At 37.0% G+C, this 21,816-nt stretch carries 21 protein-coding genes; 17 read left to right on the top strand and 4 right to left on the bottom strand.

Annotated elements, in window-relative coordinates; genetic code table 11:
• Window position 1: 1 nt before the first annotated feature.
• The 4 genes from ACMGDK_RS06675 to ACMGDK_RS06660 all read right to left on the bottom strand — a co-directional run bounded on the left by ACMGDK_RS06675 (window position 2) and on the right by ACMGDK_RS06660 (window position 5,730).
• A complete protein-coding gene (locus tag ACMGDK_RS06675; RefSeq protein ID WP_436807217.1) occupies window positions 2-796 on the bottom strand; it encodes an FkbM family methyltransferase in 795 nt (264 codons plus the stop codon).
• 398 nt (window positions 797-1,194) lie between these two features.
• On the bottom strand, window positions 1,195-2,022 hold the full coding sequence (locus ACMGDK_RS06670; protein WP_436807216.1) for an N-acetylmuramidase domain-containing protein: 828 nt from the start codon (window positions 2,020-2,022) through the stop codon (window positions 1,195-1,197).
• 153 nt (window positions 2,023-2,175) lie between these two features.
• A complete protein-coding gene (locus ACMGDK_RS06665) occupies window positions 2,176-4,050 on the bottom strand; it encodes a hypothetical protein (protein ID WP_436807215.1) in 1,875 nt (624 codons plus the stop codon).
• A gap of 78 nt (window positions 4,051-4,128) precedes the next feature.
• Window positions 4,129-5,730, bottom strand: coding sequence for a hypothetical protein (locus ACMGDK_RS06660; protein WP_436807214.1), 1,602 nt, complete (start codon window positions 5,728-5,730; stop codon window positions 4,129-4,131).
• A 384-nt stretch (window positions 5,731-6,114) separates the two neighbouring features.
• Between ACMGDK_RS06660 and ACMGDK_RS06655 the strand changes: the two genes are divergently transcribed.
• From ACMGDK_RS06655 to ACMGDK_RS06575, 17 genes are all read left to right on the top strand, one after another.
• A complete protein-coding gene (locus ACMGDK_RS06655; RefSeq protein ID WP_436807213.1) occupies window positions 6,115-6,954 on the top strand; it encodes an energy transducer TonB in 840 nt (279 codons plus the stop codon).
• Between the two features lie 167 nt (window positions 6,955-7,121).
• Entirely contained in the window at window positions 7,122-7,895 is a 774-nt protein-coding gene (locus ACMGDK_RS06650) for a ParA family protein (protein ID WP_040995517.1), read from the top strand.
• A 114-nt stretch (window positions 7,896-8,009) separates the two neighbouring features.
• On the top strand, window positions 8,010-8,900 hold the full coding sequence (locus tag ACMGDK_RS06645; RefSeq protein ID WP_436807212.1) for a ParB/RepB/Spo0J family partition protein: 891 nt from the start codon (window positions 8,010-8,012) through the stop codon (window positions 8,898-8,900).
• A complete protein-coding gene (locus tag ACMGDK_RS06640) occupies window positions 8,901-9,557 on the top strand; it encodes a DUF5683 domain-containing protein (RefSeq protein WP_436807211.1) in 657 nt (218 codons plus the stop codon).
• 66 nt (window positions 9,558-9,623) lie between these two features.
• Window positions 9,624-10,325, top strand: a complete 702-nt coding sequence (gene dapB, locus ACMGDK_RS06635) for a 4-hydroxy-tetrahydrodipicolinate reductase (RefSeq protein ID WP_436807210.1) — start codon at window positions 9,624-9,626, stop codon at window positions 10,323-10,325.
• Window positions 10,326-10,451: 126 nt separating this feature from the next.
• Entirely contained in the window at window positions 10,452-12,092 is a 1,641-nt protein-coding gene (gene lepB / locus ACMGDK_RS06630) for a signal peptidase I (protein WP_436807209.1), read from the top strand.
• Window positions 12,092-12,766 (top strand): signal peptidase I, encoded by a 675-nt coding sequence (lepB, locus tag ACMGDK_RS06625; RefSeq protein WP_436807208.1) that lies wholly within the window; start codon window positions 12,092-12,094, stop codon window positions 12,764-12,766. Before lepB (ACMGDK_RS06630) ends, lepB (ACMGDK_RS06625) begins: the two co-directional genes overlap by 1 nt.
• A 5-nt stretch (window positions 12,767-12,771) precedes the next feature.
• Window positions 12,772-13,389, top strand: coding sequence for a WbqC family protein (locus ACMGDK_RS06620; RefSeq protein WP_436807207.1), 618 nt, complete (start codon window positions 12,772-12,774; stop codon window positions 13,387-13,389).
• An 87-nt stretch (window positions 13,390-13,476) separates the two neighbouring features.
• Complete coding sequence (locus ACMGDK_RS06615) at window positions 13,477-15,159, top strand: S8 family serine peptidase (protein ID WP_436807206.1); 1,683 nt, start codon at window positions 13,477-13,479, stop codon at window positions 15,157-15,159.
• 124 nt (window positions 15,160-15,283) lie between these two features.
• Window positions 15,284-15,775: a hypothetical protein gene (locus tag ACMGDK_RS06610; protein ID WP_436807205.1), complete on the top strand. Its 492-nt coding sequence runs from the start codon at window positions 15,284-15,286 to the stop codon at window positions 15,773-15,775.
• Window positions 15,776-15,800: 25 nt separating this feature from the next.
• On the top strand, window positions 15,801-16,490 hold the full coding sequence (locus ACMGDK_RS06605; RefSeq protein ID WP_436807204.1) for a YiaD family glycine zipper/OmpA-like lipoprotein: 690 nt from the start codon (window positions 15,801-15,803) through the stop codon (window positions 16,488-16,490).
• Window positions 16,491-16,599: 109 nt separating this feature from the next.
• Window positions 16,600-17,487 carry a decaprenyl-phosphate phosphoribosyltransferase gene (locus tag ACMGDK_RS06600; RefSeq protein WP_436807203.1) on the top strand — a complete coding sequence of 296 codons (888 nt, stop codon included), beginning with the start codon at window positions 16,600-16,602 and terminating at the stop codon, window positions 17,485-17,487.
• Window positions 17,484-18,803 carry an FAD-binding oxidoreductase gene (locus ACMGDK_RS06595; RefSeq protein ID WP_436807202.1) on the top strand — a complete coding sequence of 440 codons (1,320 nt, stop codon included), beginning with the start codon at window positions 17,484-17,486 and terminating at the stop codon, window positions 18,801-18,803. Before ACMGDK_RS06600 ends, ACMGDK_RS06595 begins: the two co-directional genes overlap by 4 nt.
• Window positions 18,803-19,528 carry an SDR family NAD(P)-dependent oxidoreductase gene (locus ACMGDK_RS06590; RefSeq protein ID WP_436807201.1) on the top strand — a complete coding sequence of 242 codons (726 nt, stop codon included), beginning with the start codon at window positions 18,803-18,805 and terminating at the stop codon, window positions 19,526-19,528. The genes ACMGDK_RS06595 and ACMGDK_RS06590 overlap by 1 nt, the downstream gene beginning before the upstream one ends.
• A 6-nt stretch (window positions 19,529-19,534) precedes the next feature.
• Window positions 19,535-20,122, top strand: coding sequence for an HAD family hydrolase (locus tag ACMGDK_RS06585; RefSeq protein ID WP_436807200.1), 588 nt, complete (start codon window positions 19,535-19,537; stop codon window positions 20,120-20,122).
• A 23-nt stretch (window positions 20,123-20,145) separates the two neighbouring features.
• On the top strand, window positions 20,146-20,610 hold the full coding sequence (locus ACMGDK_RS06580; RefSeq protein WP_436807199.1) for a hypothetical protein: 465 nt from the start codon (window positions 20,146-20,148) through the stop codon (window positions 20,608-20,610).
• 1 nt (window position 20,611) lies between these two features.
• Complete coding sequence (locus ACMGDK_RS06575) at window positions 20,612-21,787, top strand: cysteine desulfurase family protein (RefSeq protein WP_436807198.1); 1,176 nt, start codon at window positions 20,612-20,614, stop codon at window positions 21,785-21,787.
• Window positions 21,788-21,816: the final 29 nt, after the last annotated feature.

Here is a 21,816-nt window from a genome sequence, read left to right as displayed (position 1 = left end):
TTTAATGGTTTTTTGGCGTAAAAATAATGTTGTTTATATAGCTGGTCTTGTTTTTTTCATCGTTGGTGTTGTGTATTAAGATCTCTTCCGTCAGGAGCTCCAGCTTAAAACTGTCACGGTTAAGATATTGTGCTTCATATCCCCAATTTTTTATTTCAGAAATATCATTCCAGATCGGGGTTTTGTGATGTCTCTGTTCCATTTCTACCATCAGTGTCGGAAGGAACCGCTTGATGATTTTTTTTGCGCCGGAAAGGGTTTTCATTTCATTTCCTTCCACATCTATCTTAATGAAATCCAGTCTGTCAAAATGCTCAATAGCAGCCCATTCGTCCAGCTTGATCACTTTTACTTTTTCCGTATAGCTTTTTTCTTCACCTTTTTCTTTGTAAGAGGTGTTTAAAGTTCCCCGGGAAGCAATCAGTTTGCCGTTAATAACAGGAACTTTAAATTCAGCTGTGGTATTTTCGTCAGAAAGCGCTAAAGGAAATATCCTCATTCTCGGAAAAAGTCTTTTCAGGCGGCCGTAAAGTTTCTTGTTGGGTTCAAAACCATAAATATTTTCATGGTTCAGCTTATGTTCCAACTGATAAAGAAAAGTTCCGACGTTGGCTCCGATGTCCAGTATTACAGCATTTTTTGGAAGGTATTCCTTGATCCATATCAGTTCCGGTTCTACATTGCGCGCCGAAAAATTGTCCTTAGTAAGATTGTTTAAATTCTTAAAATATCTTTTTTTATAAAAACTCGGACTTATATATTGTAGTTTTTCTGCAATTTGTTGGTATAAAGACATCCTTAGTTATTTGACGAAAAGCAAAGATAAGCAAAAATGTTAAACTAATGTTAAAAAATAATAAATATAACCATTTGATTATCAGTTTATAGCTTTTGAATGTTGTTTTATAAAAAATTGAGATGCTTTGCTATAAAGGCGATTTCCGAAAGTATATCCTGATATAAGATTTTACCTTCAATTAATGACAAAAAGAAAGATATGGTCTATTTAATCTATGGGAAAGAAATTTTAAACCATTAAGCATCATTAAGCTTTTAAGAATATTAAGTTTCAGCTTCGCTTTAAGGTGTACAGCTTAAAAAATAAAATGATTTTTCTTAACTAAACTTATCACCTTCATTTATCTTAATGGTTTAATCTAGTCTACGGGAGTTTTAAAAAATAAAACTCCTTATTTAATTTTGCGAATATTTCGCATAAGCCTTCGCAAGCTTCTCATCATATTTGTTTTCCTTGTAGCCAGCTCCATTATAAAGCTTTGCAAAACCTGCCCAGTTTTTATTTCTGAGATGAACAAGACAGTTATTCTTCTCCAAAAATTTCCCGAATGCTCTCAAATGTTCACCCTCATTGAGTTCCATTCTCGAAACAAAACTATTTACATCGGGATATCCTAAATTTTTAGCATGATAACCCATGATCTGAAAACTTCCCCACGAAGCAGAAGACAGTGCGGCCTCTTTAAAGTTAGGGCTGCTATTCAGGCTGATTGCCTCATTTAATCTATCATACTCTTTTACACCGCCCTGATAGTGTATTCTTGTCCATTTCGGATAAAGAACGTTCTGGCTGTTTGAGTTGTAGTAAGAATTAGGATCGATGCCTCTTTTCTTAAGTTCATTCCAGAAAACGTGACCTTCAAACAGAATTTTGGGCTTATTGTTGATCAAAAATCCTTTTCCGCTGCTTTCAATTTCGTTCACGGCTTTTACAGCAGCTAATTCTAGATGGTATTCATCTGCAAAATGGATAAGATCTTCTTCTTTCAGAAATTTATCGGTCTGGCTCACGGGTTTTTCGTCTTTTTCAAGAAGAACGGCCCAGGTTTTTACACCTACGATTCCGTCTACAACCAAAAAGTTCTTTCTTTGAAAATCTTTTACGGCTGCATCCACTTCCAGAGTGAATGAATCTGAGATCTTAATGCTGTATCCAAGTTGATAAAGGATCTCGCATAATGTAAGCACTTCCGGTGCTTTTGTATAATATTTTAAAAGTTTCATGACAGTTTTTTTAAATGATGAATAATGAATAATGAATAAATGAATAATGAATAAATGAATAATGAATATTTTTAGAAGTATAATGACCAGGCATTTCAAGTCTCAAATCTGATGTCTGATATCTGATATCTGATGTCTTGTCTCTTCTCTCAGTTACTGATTAATCGGTATCTGCGGCATTCTCTCACAGATCATTCCGATCAGGAAAAAGGATTTAAACTTTACTTCCTCCCGTTGAAGCTTATATTCAAGGTTAAGAGGCATCGCACTGGCAACACTGAAATTCTGATTCAAAACTGCATAATCATCAATTCTTAGCTCAATGCTGTATTCCCCTAGAGGAATCAGCTGGTTGATCATGCCTGCTTCATTGCTTTCGATCTCAAAAATCCTGTTGTTATTGGTTCCTTTAATAGAAATAGCACATTTATAAATAGGTTCATTATTAATCTTATCATAAACCCTGAATTGTACAACGGAACCTGCCGGTGGTGGCGGAACAGGAGTGGGAATTGGATTAGGAGTTGGTATAGTCGGAAATTTTGGACCCCATGATCCCCAAGGTACTTTAATGGGATTGGCTGGCTGAGGTGCTGGCTGTACCGGGCTTGCTCTGTGTGGTACAGGATTAAGAGGTCTTAAATTTCTGATATTGCTCAGGATATTTCCAGTATTTATTTTGCCTGCGAATGCTGTATTGGCCGTTGCCTTCATGTTTTCTGCAGGTTCATATTCCACTGCTGCTCTGGCTGAAAAATCATTAATAAGTGTTGCCTTCTGGGTTTCAGCGATGGCTGTTTTTTTTGCCAGATAATTAAGCTGATTGGATTTGATTGTCTTTACGTTGGTGATCGCTTTGAGGAACTTCTGATTATTGTTTTTATTGATGAAAACCTGCTGTTTCATTACCATAGGTCCGAAATAAACCAGCTGTTCCGCATTGCTGACACTGGTGCTGATAATAGAAGGATCAAGGATCACTTTCAGGTTTTTAATCAGGATCATGGTTTTTGGAAATGCCGGAAGCTTGAAATCATTGGAAATCGTCTGTCCGTCTGATATTTTCTTAGGCTCCTTCCATTCAAAATAATTGGATAGCATGAAGTTTTTATTGAACCAGCTTCTTTTTAAATGCACAAAAGAATATTCCACTTCCACGGCCTGGATCATGCTTTCGTCATAATCTATAGATAAAATCTCAGAAGGAATATTTTCATTGCCGTTTTTCGCTTCAGAATGAAGTCCTTCCAGTTCGGATTTTTCAATGCGCATACTGTTCCATCCCGATTCATTTTCCATAAAATCATAAGGGATAAAATTAATGTCGTGGATCGAAGAATTGCTGATCACATCAGTTTTTTCTGCGGCCTCAAAAGTGTGTTTTGCATTTTGCGCCATAGCAAGATAGAGATCAGCATCAGAAGATCTGTTGATCCTTGCCAGCTCCTTTTCAATAGTATCTTTGCTGCCTTTTACTTTCCATTCAGAAAAAGCCAGTTCTTTCAGGTTGTTTAAGTTGACAAGCCGGTCATTCCAGTTTCTTTTTTCCTCATCAGTTTCCAGCCCGTCAAACAGCAACAGATGATCAGTTACTTTATTAACGGCGTCTTCATATAGTGTTCTGTATTTTTTATAAGCTTTAAACTCTTTGGTGTCGCTGTTTTTAGCATCGAAAAGAATGTTGCTTTTGTTTTCCAGGACCTTATCGAGATTCTCTTCCAGATTTTTCAGGTTGTTTTTATCCAGAATATCCCTGTAAATATCAAATAAAGAATTATTGGGATTAAGGTCCCAAAAGTTAGGTGAGATAGGCACAGAGTTCAGTTCGTAAGCTACATTTTGCTTTTTAATGATCGAAAGCGCTTTTTTCTGTTCGTCATTCAGCAGGCTTTGAGGTTTCAGTAGTTCCAGTTCCTCATTGTCATAAATGCGCAGGGAAGGGCAGATCATGGGCAGATCATTTTCCATCGAGCTTTGTGACATATAAATGTTCTTCAGTTTCTGGTAGACGGCTACAAAATATTTCATGGTTTTCGTTTTTAGTTTAGGTGAATAACCGGCAGAAAAGACTTCTGCCGGCCATTCTATTGAGAAGGATATATTAGGTTAAGATTTTCCGTCCGCCCATTTTTTAATTTCAGGGTTCGGGTTTGGAGACTTCGGTACGATGTGGCATTTGTAACCGATAATGTAAATTCCTTTTGAGGTCAGTTTTCTACCATCCCAGTCATAGCTGGATTTTACATTCTGATTGTCGTAGCTATAGTTTCCGCCAATTACGAAAGGTCCTATTCCTACAGCACCTCCTGCAGATATGGAATTTTTAGCATCAGTATAAGCAGAGCTGCTGTTTTTGAAGTCCAGAGAAACATCTTTGGCAATGATCAGTTCCGTAATGATAGACGGCATAAGTCCTTTGCCTTTTCCGTCACTGATCATATCCCCGTTCAAGGTCTGTGGAGACTGTTCATGAAGCTTCCAGTATTTGGATTCTATAAACTGCTGATTGAACCAGCCTCTTTCCACTCTTACTTTTCCTACTTTGAAAGAAATATCCATGCTTGTATAGTCAGAGTTTATCTGCGTTTTTTCATTTTTTCCTCCACCTTTTGCGCCAATGGAAAATAATCCCATGCTGAAACCTCCTGCCATTCCCCAGTTGTGGATGGATTTAGAATAATCATAATTGCTTTTCCCCTGCGAAATAGAAATCTCCGGCCATCCTTTTGATTCCCTCAGTGCATTGGCTGCTACCGGAATACATGGAGAGTAATTTGTATAATCTAAAATTCTTGTTCTCTGGCTGTTCCTGAATTCCGCCTGAATTCTTTTCTTGATCACAAGCATGTGTTTCTCTTCAATCTCACTCAGATAATTTTGAATTCTTTCCACGGCTTCCTTATATCCTAAAGACTGCCATGCCTTTAAAGCTGCATCTTCACGTTTTTTCATGTTTTTCCCGTCAATGGATAATTTTGCCATGGCATCAGTATCACCATTATCTGCGGCAGTTCGGATCTCGTTGTTTGCATCCACGATATCATAATACTTCATCTGATACTCTACATATTTTGCATAAGTAGGTGCTACAAAAGTGTGTATCAGTTCAGGTTTGTTCATATCGTCTACCGGAGCATTCTCATCAAAATCAGGATTCTTTACCTTCTTTATTTTGAATAATTTGTTTCTCAGAGAGTCTAGCTTTTTCTCTACTTTTTGATCAAAATCTGTATCTACGACCACGGACCACTGCAAAAGATCCTCGTATACTTTAGAAACTCTCTTCTGTGAATCGTTCATAATGGTAATCGCTCTCCCTTTTCCGTCTTCCGTAAGCGGTGGAAGCTGTGATGGAATAGCGTCGGTCATTGCTGCAAACTGTTCCATCTGCAGGTATTTTTTGAATTTGCTGTTAGATAAAGCCGTCTGATAAGCTTCCATATCTATTTTTGGATTCCCGTTGGCATCCAGGATAGGTTTTCCTGTTCCGTCCAGCATCGGTTTTGGTGAAGGAGCATCTCCGAAAAGACCATTCAATGCATAATCGAAAGTATCTTCTGAAAGTGTAATCCCTACCGGATCAAATGCAATAAAATCATCTGTTCCCAGATGTTCCGGATTTCCTCCGTTGGTTACAGTGTCATAGACCTGCTTTAAAAGCATGCTCATTAATGAATTTGTTTTTGCGTCTTGAGTTAAAGTTGGCATAATTATAAGTTTTTAAAAATTGCTTACTCTTTTTGGTTTTCAGCATCCCCAATTTTCTATGGTACAAATGTATTTCAGTATTGCAATTGATTCATCAGTGTTTTTCCTGTTTTTTAATGTGGTTTTCACTGTTTTTAATTTTATGATATGTACTTTGTAAATAACGACTGGTTTTTTGCGAATAATAAAATGAATTGGTGATTGGTTTTGAATATTTCTGATTGATTAGAATGTTAAAGTTTATATATTGTTATAATATTTTTTAAAATATTGATGTTTTGATAAAATTTTGGCAGATGTTTTGATATCGAAACAATACTTATCGATAAGAACATACAAAACTAATAATCACTGATTTTTTAACAGTTTAAATATTTAATAGTGATGAAACACCTAAACCAAAATCAGGAATTTCGTTTTAACGAGGTTCTTTTCGAGCACCGCAACAAAGAATATGGTGCCTATGTATTAAGAAATGAATCAGATAGATTATTAACCAAAGCGCTTTTTGTGGGCGTGAGCTTATTGGCTGCAATTTCCATAACGCCGCTTGTGATTTCGGCATTTAGAAGCGAGCCATCTGTACATGTACCTAAGGATGGCCCTCCGGTCGTTATCAAATTAAAAAAAATAGATCCGATAGAGAGACCTCCCGTAGAAATTGTAAAACCGGTTCAGCCTGTTACACCTCCACATACGAAGCAGTTTGATAGTTCTGTTCCAACACCTATCAAGGATGCAATAGAACCGATTAAACAAATTAAGCCTCAGGATGCAGCTCCGGGTTTAGCAGATGACTCCAAAGGAGATCCGGTAAAACCTGACAGATATCTTCCGCCGGCTCCGGAGATAGTAAGTGGACCAGTTACTACCGCCCCAACAACACCGACTGTTGATAAAAATAAAATTGTCAGTGGAGGAGATTTGGCTGTTGAGGCAGCTTACGAAGGAGGAATTAATTCTTTCAGGAATAAGGTGATGAATAATTTTGACGGCTCAGGGTTTGAAGGAGGAGAAGGAGTAATGAAAACAACAATTACTTTCGTAGTTGAGATTGATGGAACTATTTCCGGGATAAAAGCTAACGGAGCGAATGCAGAATTTAATAATGAGGCTATCAGAACCATTAAATATATCAAAGGAAAATGGAAACCTGGTTTAAATAAACAAGGTGAAGCCGTAAGAAGTTATTTCAAATTTCCAATCACAATGAACTTTGAATAATTGACATAAAAAAACAGATCTTAAAAGTTATCCACAAAGAATTTTTTTTGTGGATAATTTTTTTAATTGTTAAACTGTTTATTAACAATACTTTAACTCAATTTTGAATTTCGCCATTCATATAGAGCAAAGAAAAAAGTGTATTTTTGAAACCTAAAGTTCTAATAATGGCAAAAATCATAGGTATCGCTAATCAAAAAGGAGGAGTAGGAAAAACTACCACAGCTGTAAATCTGGCGGCAGCATTAGGGGTATTGGAAAAAAGAATATTGATCATTGATGCTGATCCGCAGGCTAATGCAACCTCTGGGCTTGGTGTGGAAGATGTTCAGTACTCTACATATAATCTATTGGAGCACAGTGCAGATACAAGAACCTGTATCAAAAGAACTGCTTCTCCCAATCTGGATATCATTCCATCACATATTGATCTGGTAGCGGCGGAAATTGAGCTCGTAGATAAAGAAAACCGCGAGTACATGCTGAAGAAAGCATTGGCAGAAGTGAGAAATGATTATGATTATATCATTATAGACTGTGCGCCGAGTTTAGGACTTATTACAGTTAATGCCCTTACTGCAGCAGATTCTGTGATTATTCCGATTCAGTGCGAATATTTTGCATTGGAAGGTTTGGGTAAGCTTTTGAATACTATTAAAAATGTACAGAAGATCCATAATAAGGATCTTGGCATTGAAGGCCTTCTTCTTACCATGTACGACAGCAGATTAAGATTATCTAACCAGGTGGTTGAAGAAGTGAATTCACATTTTCCTGACATGGTTTTTGAAACCATCATCAGCAGAAACGTAAGATTGAGTGAAGCACCAAGTTTTGGAGAAAGTATCCTGAACTACGATGCAGAAAGTAAAGGCGCTATCCAATACATTCAGCTGGCAGAAGAAGTTCTGCTGAAGAATGAAAACTTAGTAAAAAATTAATAGCAGTAAATAGTCAATACATAAATGGACAGTAGTCAAATTAATTGTTGTCAATTTAATAACTGATTATTCATTTGTAACTTAGAATTTAAGCCATCATTATCAAATATATTTATGAAGGACAAAAAAAGAGCTATGGGACGTGGTTTGGGAGCCATTTTGAGTGCTGAATCCAAAGCGAGTATCAACTCCGCGACCGATGAAGGAGCAGATAAGTTTGTTGGGAATATCGTAGAGGTTGCCCTTGAAGATATTTATCCGAATCCGACCCAGCCAAGAACTTATTTTGACGAAAAAGCATTAAACGAACTTGCCCTGTCTATTAAAAACTTAGGCGTGATCCAGCCGATTACCTTAAGAAAAGACGGTGAGAAATTCGAAATCATATCAGGGGAAAGACGTTACCGTGCCAGTAAAATTGCCGGGCTTCAGACGGTTCCTGCCTATATCCGTTTGGTAAACGATCAGGAGCTTCTGGAAATGGCTCTTGTTGAAAATATTCAGAGAGAAGATCTTGATGCTATTGAGATTGCTCTGACCTATCAGAGACTTCTGGATGAGATCGGTCTTACCCAGGAAAACCTGAGCCAGCGAGTAGGGAAGGACAGAAGTACCATTACCAATTCCATTAGACTTCTAAGATTGAATCCTGACATTCAGAATGCAATCAGAAGCGGAGAAATCTCTGCAGGGCACGGAAGAGCCATCATCAGTCTTGAAAGTGAAGAACATCAGCAAATTTTATTTGATCTGATCATCAAAGAAAAACTCAATGTACGTCAGGCCGAGCAGGCTGCTACTGCATTGAAGAACCCTAAATCACCGGCAGCAAAAAAAGTCAATACTGAACTCTCCAACAATTATAAAAGAGCACAGAAAACCATCGCTGATATTTTAGACGTAAAAGTAGAAATCAAAACCTCCGGCAACGGAAAAAAAGGTAAAATTCTTCTGGACTTCAAAAATGAAGAAGAACTGGAATATATTTTATCCCATATTAAATAAATGAAGAAATTATTTTTCACATTCTTTTTGGGCATTTTTGCTTTTGCTTACTCGCAGGTGATTCCCGGCGACACTGTTCGTATAGGGCCTCTCCCGAAAGACAGTGTGGTTGTTACTGAAACTGTAAAACCAACAAAAACGGTAAAAACAGAAGCCAAGATCATTGAAGATCTTGAAAATGCAAACGGACCGACAAAGAAAACCATCAAGCTTAACCCTACAAGAGCCGGGCTTTATTCTGCCGTTCTTCCGGGATTAGGACAGTATTATAATAAAAAATACATAAAAATCCCTATTGTCTGGGGAGCTGTAGGAGCCGGTATCGGATATACCATCTGGAGTAACAATCAGTACAAAAAATACCGTGAATATTACGTAGCGAAACTTAACGGAACACCTAATGAATTTGTAGACAGTCACCCATGGCTTGATAAAAAAGCTTTTGGAAATGCTCAGGACAGATATAAAAGGCAGAGAGATTACGCTATCGCCATCACAGGCCTGATCTACATCCTGAACATTGTAGATGCCGTGGTGGATGCGCATCTTTACGAAAGCCGTCACGATCCGGATCTTAGTTTTAATCCTACGATAATTCAGGATCAGTATGGATTTTCAAACCCAAAAACAGGCTTAAGTTTAAGCTATAGATTTTAAAGTATAATTTTGAATAAAGCTCATTGAATGGTAAAGTTCGCTGAGATCAAATAAATAAGATATCACATGAGAATAGCATTAGTTGGATATGGTAAAATGGGGAAGATCATTGATGAGATTGCACAGAAGAGAGGTCATGAAATAGTGGCTCGCCTCAAAGAAACTCCAACAGCTGAAAATCTTAATAATCCGGACGTTGCCATTGAATTTTCATTACCTGAGGCTGCATATCATAACATCAAAGCCTGTCTTGAAAATAAAGTACCCGTGATCTGCGGTACTACAGGCTGGCTGGAGAAAAAAGAAGAAGTTGAAAAAATGGCTGTAGATAATGATAGCGCATTCTTATATGGTTCCAATTTTAGCTTGGGTGTGAATTTATTTTTTGCCCTCAACGAAAAAGTAGCAGATATCATGAAAAATGTGGATGAATACTCCTGCCAGCTGGAAGAAATTCACCACATCCACAAAAAAGATGCTCCCAGCGGAACGGCAATTTCCATCGCAGAAGGAATCATCAAAAATAATCCTAAATTTAACGCCTGGAAACTGGAAGAAACCCAGGGATCAGAACTGGGTATCTTTGCTGTTCGTGAAGATGAAGTTCCCGGTACTCACAGCGTTTACTATAAAAGTGAAGTTGATGAAATTGAAATAAAGCATACGGCCTTCAACAGAAACGGTTTTGCACTCGGAGCTGTAGTTGCTGCAGAATGGATAAAAGACAAAAAAGGAAACTTCACTATGAAAGACGTTTTGGGGCTTTAATTTGTAACATTTACGCTAAATAGTAAACTAATAACAGAAAATAATGATTCGACAATAACTGAAGAGACTCATCATTTATTAATCATCATTGATCATTTATATCATTAGAATAGGCACAAAAAAACTATGAATTATTTTTTAACTTATACAGTATATGTTCTCATTTTGTCTGTACTGATGGGGATTTCCACTTGGAAGCTGTTCAAAAAAATGGGGTATAGTCCATTATTGGCATTTATACCTTTTTACAATTACTTCATTATATTAAAAGAAACAAAACACCCGAAATGGTGGGCAATCCTTTCCTATCTTCCGATAGTGGGGCCTATTATGATGTCTGTTTTCCATATTTATTTGATGAAAAAATTTGGAAAAACCCTTTTTCAGCACCAGCTGCTTACTGTGATCCTGCCGTTTATCTATATGGCAACGGTGAACTATTCTAAAGACGTAGAAATAGAAGACGAAAATGCCAACGATCTGTTCATGACAGACGAAGAAAAAAATGAAAAAAAGAAGGATACGTTTATTGGATCTATTACTTTTGCGGTTGTTTTTGCAACCATTATTCACGTTTTTGTAACACAGCCGTTCGGAATTCCTACAGGATCTATGGAAAGAACACTTTTAGTAGGTGATTTCCTTTTCGTAAACAAATGGAGCTATGGATACAGAATGCCGATGCGCCCAGTAGCGATACCATTCCTTCAGGGAACCATTATGGATACAGGACAGAAAGGAAATCCAAAAGATGATCCCAAATCATATGTTGATGGCATAAAACTTCCTTACACAAGAATTTTCCAGTTTAGCAAGCCTCAGAAAAATGATGTAGTTGTTTTCAACTATCCACGTGATTCCGTTCATACAGCGATCGACAGAAAAGATCCATACGTTAAAAGATGTGTAGCCGTTGCCGGAGATACCTTTGAAATGAGAGCCGGGAGACTTTTCGTGAATGGAAAGCCTGAAATGGTTTTAGGGGACCAGGAAGTACAGCACAAATATGTTGTAAGTACAGGAAGTCAGTTGGATATTCCTGCGTTGTATAAGATGTATGGATTTTTACCTGTACAGGAACAGCAAACTAATGAAGGATTTCTTTATGGTTTTCAAGGACTTACAGATAAGATAGCGAAAGAAATTAAGCAGCTACCTCAGGTAATTGATATGAAAGAAGATGTCAATCCTAAAGGATATGCCGCAATTGCATACAAAGATGAAGTTGCAAAGAAAATAGATACCACACAATCTATATTCCCAGTTAACAAACCTTGGAACCAGGATTGGTATGGGCCTTTAAAAATTCCTAAAAAAGGAGATGTGGTAACACTTAATCAGGAAACCCTGCCAGAATACAGATGGATTATTTCTGAATACGAACATAACAGTCTGGAAAATAAAAACGGGAAGATTTTTATCAATGGGAAAGAAACAACCCAGTATACCATTAAACAGGATTATTACATGATGGTAGGTGACAACAGAGACGCTTCATTAGATGCAAGATTCTTTGGTTTCGTTCCCGAAGAAAATATTGTAGGAAAGCCTATGTTTACCTGGATGAGCCTTCAAGGTGCTTTCTCAGACAATAGCTCTTCTTATCAGGCTCCATTTAAGGTTCGTTGGGACAGAATGTTTAAAGCAACAAACACTGGTGAAGCCAACAAAACATCTTACTGGTGGATCGCTGCAATGATTCTTATCCTTTTCTTTGGATGGGAGTATTTTGTGAAATTGTTCAGAAAGAAAAACACAGAAGAATAGTGTTTAAAAATAAAATATTTAATACAATACTTCTTACAGGAAGTGTCATTGTAACTCTTTTCATTATTGCAAAACTCACAGGAGTTTTGCAATATGCTTTTGTACCCGAAGCCGGAAGTGAACCGACGGTAAAAAAAAGATCATTTGTTGTGAGCACTAATATCCTGCCTTATGATAAAAATAAATTGCTGATCTATTATCAGAACAATACCTATGGCAAAGGAATGTATATACAACGACTGGTAGGAGTATACAAAGATAAGATTCAGATTAAGAATGGAGAATTGTATGTTAATGACATTTCAGTAGATACTCATTTAAACCTGAAGCATTCCTATAAAATAGATCGGGCTTTTGTGAATGAATTAATGATGAAAGGATTTTCAGAAAATGACTTTTTTCCATTGGGTCAAAATCATTTCATTACCAATTTAAGCGATAACGAGCTTGATAATAATTTTTTTTATGAAAGATTTATCAATACTGGCCCGAACCGCGATATTTTCAAAGTATATGGTAAAGACTGGACTGCTGATAATTTTGGCCCCATTATTATTCCGAAGGGAAAGGTCTTTTTTCTTGGTGATAATCGGAATGCCAGCTTAGATTCTCGATATACAGGATTGATTAATGAAGAAGAAATAATAGGAAGAGTTATTTATCCAAAAAATTAAAAATTATGCAGAATGTATTATTGCCGGTATTTTATATGCCGCCGATTTCATGGTTTTCAGTGTTTTTAAATCCTGAGAACGAGATTATATTTGAACAGTTTGAAAATTTTCCTAAACAGACCTACAGGAACAGAACCAATATTTATGGGGCAAACGGAAAGCTTTCCTTAATAATTCCTATTAATCATAACGGAAAAAGAGAATTTAAAGATATTGAAATCTCATACAGGGAAGATTGGAGAAACCTGCACTGGAAATCCATCAAAACAGCATATCAAAGTTCCCCTTATTTTGAATATTATGAGGATAAATTCAGGAAAATATATGATCTGAAAGAGAAATTCCTCATCGATTTCAACCTTAAAGGATTAGAGGTCATACAGCAGATCCTTAAAACAGAAAAGGCACAGTCTTTGAATGAAGAATATATCAAAAATCCTGAAAGTATTAATTTCAGAGAGAAATTTTCGGCTAAACATCCCTCAGAATTTAAAATGGAGGAATATTACCAGACCTTCTCTGATAAACTGGGATTTTTGGAAGATTTATCGATTTTGGATCTCATCTGTAACAAAGGTCCTGAATCTCTGACTTATATAAAAAATATTAAACAATCATACTAACATGAAATCGCCGTTAACGAAATTCTATAAAAATGAACCAGTGAAATGGCGATTGCATATGACTTAAGAAAAAATAATTATCAACATATGAAAAAGGTATTATTAGCTGCTGTTTTTCTGGCAGGCTTTAGTTTCTCATATGCTCAGGAAGCACAGGCTAAGAGCATTGACCCGAAAGAAGATAAAGATCTGATGACTTGGTATCATAAAGATTTTTCTGCAACAAAAGTATACGGAGTAAATACGGCAAACGCATATAAATATTTAGAATCCAAAGGCCTTAAGCCTAAAACTGTTGTTGTGGGAGTTTTAGACAGTGGTGTTCAGGTTGATCACCCGGGTCTTGTAAAAAATGTATGGTCTAATCCTAATGAAGTTCCCGGAAACGGAAAAGATGACGACGGAAATGGATATATTGATGACATACACGGCTGGAACTTTATCGGCGGAAAAAATGGCGACATCGATATCGACAATATGGAGGTAACAAGAGTTGTTGCTAAATACAAGCCTGTTTTCGAAGGTGAGGATTCTGCAAAAAATAAAGCGAACCAGGCAAAAATGCCTGAAGAATTTGCTATGTATATGAAGTCTAAGGAGCTTTTCAACAAAAAAAGTGTAGAAGCAAAACAAAGTCTGCAGACGTATACTATGATCAACACTATCATTCCAAATATGGTAAAGCTTTTGGGAGGTAAGCCTGTAACTGCAGAAACTTTGCAAGGAATTAAACCGCCGACAGATCAGAAAGATGCTATTGCTCTTCAGATTTTGGGACAGGTTTCTGAAAATCCTGAGTTCAAAGGAAAATCTTCCGCAGATTTCGAAAAGCTGATGAAAGAGCAGATGAAGGAAGCCATTGATCATTTTGCCCCACAGTCCAAACAATATGACCTTAGCTATGATCCAAGAAAAGAAATTGTAGGAGATAACTACGATGATTATTCTGAAAAAAACTATGGGAATAATGACTATGAGGGTCCGGATGCGGAACACGGAACACATGTTGCAGGAATCATTGCCGGTCTTCCTCAAGGTAAAGAAATACAGTATGGCGTAGCTTCCAAAGTAGCTAAGATCATGTCCGTAAGAACCGTTCCAAATGGAGACGAAAGAGATAAGGACGTTGCCAATGCTATAAGATATGCAGTGGATAATGGAGCCAAAGTGTTAAACATGAGTTTCGGAAAACCGGTTTCTCCAGGTAAAAATGTAGTTTGGGATGCTTTCAAATATGCTGAAGACAAAGGTGTTCTTTTAGTAAAAGCAGCAGGAAACGAAAACGAAGATGTGGCTGAACATCTTGCTTACCCTACCAACTTTAAAAATATTGCAGATGAAAAACCATTTGTAAATAACGTTTTGGTTGTAGGAGCAAGTACCAACAGAAATAACGAGCTTAGAGCAGATTTTTCAAACTATAACAAGAAAATGGTAAACGTTTTTGCACCAGGAGAGGAAATTTACTCTACAGTTCCTAAAAACGAATACAAATATCTTCAGGGAACTTCTATGGCATCGCCGGTAGTAGCCGGTGCCGCGGCCGTATTACTTGCCTATATGCCTAATCTTAAGCCTTACCAGATCATTGAGGCTCTTGTAAAAAGCAGTAATCCTAATGCGGATAACAAATTTCCTGAGTATTCTCAGGCCGGAGGTGTTATAGATCTTCAAAAGGCAGCAGAATATGCCTATACCAATTTCTATGACGGGAAATCTTCAGGGAAAAATAAGCCTGCGAAATCCGTAAAAAAGGCTGTTAAAAAATAGTATATCTTCCTGTATATAAGGAGAAAACATTTAAAGTCCGAAATTTTCGGACTTTTTTTATTTTTATCTTTCAATTTGGCACGGTTTTTTGTAACTTTATATTAACAAAATAATAAACAACAAAATGAAAAAGTTACTACTTGCAGGGATGATTGGAACATCACTTTTTGCAGTGTCTTGTTCCTCAGTGAAAAAAGCAGAAACATCACAAAACCAGAGAGCCGAATACTTAAAGTTAAAAGGCGACTGGCAGATTGTAAGCGTGGACTATGAAAAAGGGTTCAAAATCAAGCCTTTTGATGAAGGTGCAGATGCCCAGTGTTTTGTAGGAAGCCATTGGAGATTAATTCCAAATAATTATACCGGTGCCTATACTTTAAACGGAGGTGGAGCTTGCCCAAGCCTTACACGTCCAATTAAATTTGAAGTAAAAGATGGCAATACTTTCTTGTTTAAAAAAATCGCTGAAGGAACTAAAGCTAAGGAAAATACTGTAGGATATTCTTTAACGATTACTAACCAGTCTACAGATCAGTTCTCACTTGTACAGAGCGTACCGTTCGACGGAAGCACAGTACAGGTTGTTTACAACTTCCAGAGAACAGGAATGAAATAATTTATCAATATAAAAGATTAAAAAAATGAAATTTAATAAAACATATATAGGAGCTCTTTTCTTATCATCAGCATTATTACTAACAAGCTGTGAAGCTGTTCAGAATTCTAATCATCAGCAAAGAGGTACAGCAGTAGGTGCTGCTTCAGGAGCTGTGATCGGAGGTATCTTGGGAAATAATGTAGGAAGTGGTAAAAACTCAGCATTAGGAGCAGTATTAGGAGGTATTATCGGTGGTGTTGCAGGTAACGTTATCGGTAATAAAATGGACAAGCAGGCTAAGCAGATTAAGGAAACCTTACCTGGTGCTGAAGTAGAAAGAGTAGGAGACGGTATCAAAATTACCATGAATGAAAGCATTGTGAACTTTGCTTTTGACTCTTCAAATTTAACTTCCATTGCTCAGGCCAACCTTGATAAGTTAGCTACAGTTCTTGTGGATAACCCGGATACCAATATCAATATCTACGGACATACAGACAGCAAAGGTGCTGATGCTTACAACCTGTCTCTTTCTCAAAGAAGAGCAGACGCTGTAAAAGCTTATCTATCCGGAAAAGGAATTGCTTCCAACAGAATGTTTACAAAAGGTGAAGGAGAATCCATGCCGGTGGCTACCAATGATACAGACGAAGGAAGAGCTAAAAACAGAAGAGTGGAATTTGCCATTACTGCTAATGAAAAAATGATTAATGAAGCCAAGCAAGGGCAGTAATTAATTTTAATTATATAAATATTTTCGTAAAAGACCGCCTCGGCGGTTTTTTTTGTATTTTTATGGTGTTAAACTTGAATTCACTATTTTTGCAACCGAAACAGCATAAATGAAGAAATATCTTAAACTCCTCCGTGTAGAGCAATGGGTAAAAAACCTGTTTGTTTTTGTCCCTCTGTTTTTTTCCGGAAATATTACAAATCTGGACCTACTTAGTAAAAGTATCTTTGCATTTATCATTTTTTCCCTTGCAGCAAGCGTTGTTTACATCCTGAATGACTATAATGATATTGAGGTCGACAGAAAACATCCTGAAAAGAGAAGACGGCCTCTGGCAAGCGGAGCTGTTTCAAAAGCTAAAGCTTTGGGAATCCTTACAGGACTTATTATTGTTGACATTGCCCTTGTGTTTCTTGCCAAGCTTTACTTCCATGAGCCCTTATGGAAATTCGCTACAATTATTGGGCTTTATATTGCCATCAATCTTGCCTATACCTTTAAACTTAAACATGTTGCCATCATTGATATTTTTATTATCGCTTTAGGCTTTGTGCTGAGAGTTTTGGCTGGCGGGTATATTACAGAAATAGGTATTTCACAGTGGGCCATCTTACTGACTTTTGTGCTGGCGTTGGTTTTGGCGATCGGAAAAAGAAGAGGAGAGCTCATTAATGCACAGGTTTCAGGAAAAACAAGGAAAGCACTGGACGGATATAACGTGCAGTTTGCAGATATTGCATTGTCTATTTCAGTTACACTGGCTATTGTCTGCTATCTTATGTTTACCCTTTCGCCTGAAGTTCAGGCACGGTTTCATGAGAGGGTCTTTTATACTGTCATATTTGTAGTCTTTGCTTTTTTAAGATATCTTCAGCAGACATTAGTGTACAACAGGACAGAATCTCCTACGAAAATTGTATACAGAGACCGATATATCCAGATAACTTTAATACTTTGGGTAGCCGCATTCTTAATCCAGATTTATTTTAAAAAATGAAGCCGAATTTCATACAAAAAGTTACAAACTGGGGGAATTTCCCGGTGATAGAAAAAGAAATGAGATCTGAGGACAGCTTCAAAAAAATAAAAGAATTTGTGCTCAATCATAACGAAATTATTGCAAGAGGAAACGGAAGGTGCTATGGTGATGCATCTCTGGGAGAAACCATATTTTCTACCAAAAAGCTAAATAAGTTTATCAGTTTCGACCGTCTCAACGGTATTATAGAATGTGAATCCGGAGTATTGCTTTCAGATATACTTGAAATTTCAGTGCCGCAGGGTTATTTTCTTTATGTAACTCCCGGAACAAAATTTATTACAGTGGGGGGAGCTATTGCTTCAGATGTTCATGGTAAAAACCACCATGCGGAAGGCTGCTTTTCAGAATATGTCACAGAATTTAAGCTGATGACAGAAAACGGTAATATCATTACATGCTCAAGAGAAGAAAATTCAGATAAGTTCTGGGCTACCATTGGAGGAATGGGACTTACCGGGATTATTCTTACGGTAAAATTTAAACTTAAAAATATAGAATCCGCCTATATCCGCCAGGAAAGCATAAAAGCAGAGAATTTGGACGAAATTTTCAAACTTTTCGAAGAAAGCGAAAACTGGACGTATACGGTAGCGTGGATCGACTGTCTCCAGAAAGGAAAAAATTTAGGAAGAAGCATTTTAATGAGAGGTGAGCATGCTTTTCAGCACGAGCTTCCACAAAATATGGCAAAACAGCCTTTAAAACTGAAGAAAAAATTACAGCCTACAGTTCCTTTTTATTTTCCGGGCTTTGTTCTGAATGCATTAACAGTAAAGATCTTCAATCTCCTGTATTACAAAAAACAGACAAAAAAAGAAGTGAAATCATTCATTGATTATGAAACCTTTTTCTATCCTTTGGATGCAATCAATGACTGGAATAAGATCTACGGGAAAGCAGGCTTCATCCAGTACCAGATGGTCATCCCGAAAGAAGCAGGTAAGGAAGGAATGAAGCAAATCCTTGAGACCATTGCAGCAAGCGGGAACGGATCGTTTCTGGCTGTTTTAAAACTCTTTGGAAAAAACAATCCTCAGGCTTATAATTCATTTCCTGTTGAAGGCTATACGCTGGCCCTTGATTTTAAAGTTAATTCAAAGCTGAAAAGTCTTGTTGACAAACTGGATGATACGGTGCAGCAGTTCGGGGGAAGAATTTATCTTACGAAAGACAGCATGAGCAGATCTTCGCTTACGAATTATCTTAAAAACATTCAAAGTTCAAAATTTGTGTCCTTACAGCACAAAAGAATCATAAATAATAATTCATAATGATAGTTCTGGGAAGTACATCAGAGGTGGCGCAGGCTTTTGTTGAAAAGGCCCTGCAGGAAGGAGAAAAGTTTGAAAAAATATATCTTTTCACCTCAAATAAAGAAACTACTGAAAGATTCGCGAGGCATATTGATGTAAAGTTTCTGCAGCAGTCCGAAGTGATTGAAATTGATCTGATGAAAGAGATTGATTATAATAAATTTGATCATGTCAGTTCAAATGTATTATTTTGTGCCGTAGGATATTTGGGAGATGGAACTGAAGACGGCCTTTATGATAACAGAAATACAGAAAGGATTATTAATATCAACTATTCAAAGCTGGTTCCCGTTATGAACTATTTTGCACAGAAGTTTGAAAGCAGAAGATCAGGAACCATCATTGGACTGTCATCAGTAGCAGGTGACCGTGGGAGACAGAGTAATTTTATCTATGGAAGCGCAAAAGCGGCTTTTACAGCGTATCTTAGCGGGCTTCGTAACTATCTTTTTGAGAAAAAAGTACATGTTCTTACTATAAAGCCAGGGTTTATGGCTACAAAAATGACAGAAGGGCTGCCTTTGAATCCTAAGCTGACGGCAACACCAAAACAAGCTGCAGAATGCATTTATAAAGCATTTAAAAAGCAGAAAAACGTGGCATATGTTTTGCCGGTATGGAGTATTATCATGATGATTATCAGGAATATACCTGAATTTATATTCAAAAAATTAAAGCTTTAGTAAAAAATGAAAAAATTGTATTGTTTTGATTTTGACGGAACCCTGACCTATAAAGATACAATGTTTATGTATCTTAAATTCTACGATTCTACCAAATTCCGGATACAATTTTTAAGACATGTTCCTCTATTTATTCTATTGAAACTGAAGCTTGCCGAAACTGAAAAAGTAAAGAAAAGCTTTATAGGATCTATTCTGAAAGGACAGACACAGGAAAAGATCGAGATGAAGTCCAAACAGTTTTTTGAACAGCATTATCCAAAGATTGTAAGAGAAAATGCTCTTGACTTTATTAAAAATATCGATAGGGATAATACACAGAGCTTATTGGTAACTGCTTCTCTGGATATATGGGTGAAACCTTTTGCCGAAGAACTGAAAATGGAGCTTGTATCCACAAGGGCAGAGTTTAAAAATGGCATTTTTACGGGAAATTTCATTGGTAAAAACTGCAATGGAAAGGAAAAACTTTTAAGAATAAAAGCTGAAATACACGACTCTAAATACGATAAAATTATCGCTTTCGGAGATACTTCCGGAGACCGGCAGATGCTGAAATGGGCAAATGAAGGTCATTACCAATTTTTTCACTAATTTTGGATGATAAAAATGTAAAAATGAAAGGACTGCTTATTTTATGTACTGCAATCATGATGAGCTGTACAGCGACGCCGTCTCAAAAACCATCAGGGATGCAAGAAAGTACTGAATTGCTTGTTTCCGAGGCACAGGGCGGCACGGACAAAGCCGGATTTAAGATCATTAAGGATGAACAAGAATTCCGTAATATTATTAAAGGGAGTTTCGGTCTGGTTGAGTTAGGCAAAGAACCATCCATAAACTATCCTAAATTTCCAAAAAACAAAAAAGTAGTTCTGTATAATATGGGCAGCTTCAGATCAGGAGGCCATACGATTGGTAAGATCAAAAGTACCTCTGTGAAAAACAATGTCCTTTATGTAGAGGTTCCCGAGACACCGTCAGGTGGAATGGAAATTCAAATGCTTTCAAACCCGTGGTTTATTTTTGCCGTTCCTTCAGATTATCAGTTTACTTCAGTAGAATTAAAATATTCAAAATAAAATGAACAAAATATATTTAGATAACGCGGCAACAACTCCTCTTTCAGAAGAAGTCATAGATGCAATGGTTAGCACCATGAAAATGAATTTCGGAAACCCTTCTTCTACCCATAGTTTTGGACAGGAAGCAAAGATCCTTATCGAAAATGTGAGAAGACAGGTTGCAGATTATCTTCATGTAACTCCTGCAGAGATCATTTTCACTTCTTGTGGAACAGAATCAAACAATATGATCATCAAATCCAGTGTGGAACACCTTGGGGTGGAAAGGATCATCAGTACTCCGCTGGAACACAAATGTGTTTCCGAAACTATTCTGGATATGAAAAACAGAAAAGGAGTAGAGGTAAATTATATCCGTCCTAATGAAAAAGGGGATATCGACCTTAATAAGCTGGAGGAATTATTAAAAAGTTCGGATAAAAAGACCCTGGTAAGCTTAATGCATGCCAATAATGAGATTGGAAATATCGTAGATATTAAAAAGATTGCTGAGCTATGTAAAGCGAATAATGCTCTTTTCCATTCAGATACGGTACAGACAATGGCACATATGAATCTGGATTTTTCAGATATCATGGTGGATTTTGCTTCATGCAGTGCCCACAAATTCCATGGTCCGAAAGGAGTAGGTTTTGCTTTTATCAGAAAAGCAACCGGAATGAAAGGAATTATTACAGGAGGACCTCAGGAAAGAAGCCTGAGAGCCGGAACAGAGAATGTAAGCGGTATCGTAGGTCTTGGTAAAGCATTGGAGCTTTCTTTAAACCATATGGAAGAATACACCAGACATATGCAGGAGCTTAAAGATTATGCGATAGAAAGACTTTCTGCAGTGATTCCGGGTATCAAATTCAACGGAAGAAGCGCAGAGAAGGAAAACAGTCTTTATACGGTTTTGAGTGCCTTACTTCCTTATAAAAACCCTTTAATTGGGCTTCAGCTGGATATGAAGGGAATTGCAATCTCACAGGGAAGCGCTTGTTCTTCGGGAGCATCGAAGCCTTCCATGGTGATGATGATGATCCTTAGTGAGGATGAAATGGATCATTGTACGCCATTACGTATTTCATTCAGCCATATGACGACAAAAGCAGAGATAGATACGCTGACAGAAGCTTTAGAAGAAATCTCAAAAGATTTTGCTATAGAAAAAACAAATGTTGAGCATAGATAGTCTTATTGCTTAAAAAGCGTAATTTTGAA

The organism is Chryseobacterium hilariae (genome assembly GCF_051400735.1).
Lineage (GTDB): Bacteria > Bacteroidota > Bacteroidia > Flavobacteriales > Weeksellaceae > Chryseobacterium.
This window is presented reverse-complemented; position numbering and strand designations above follow the sequence as displayed.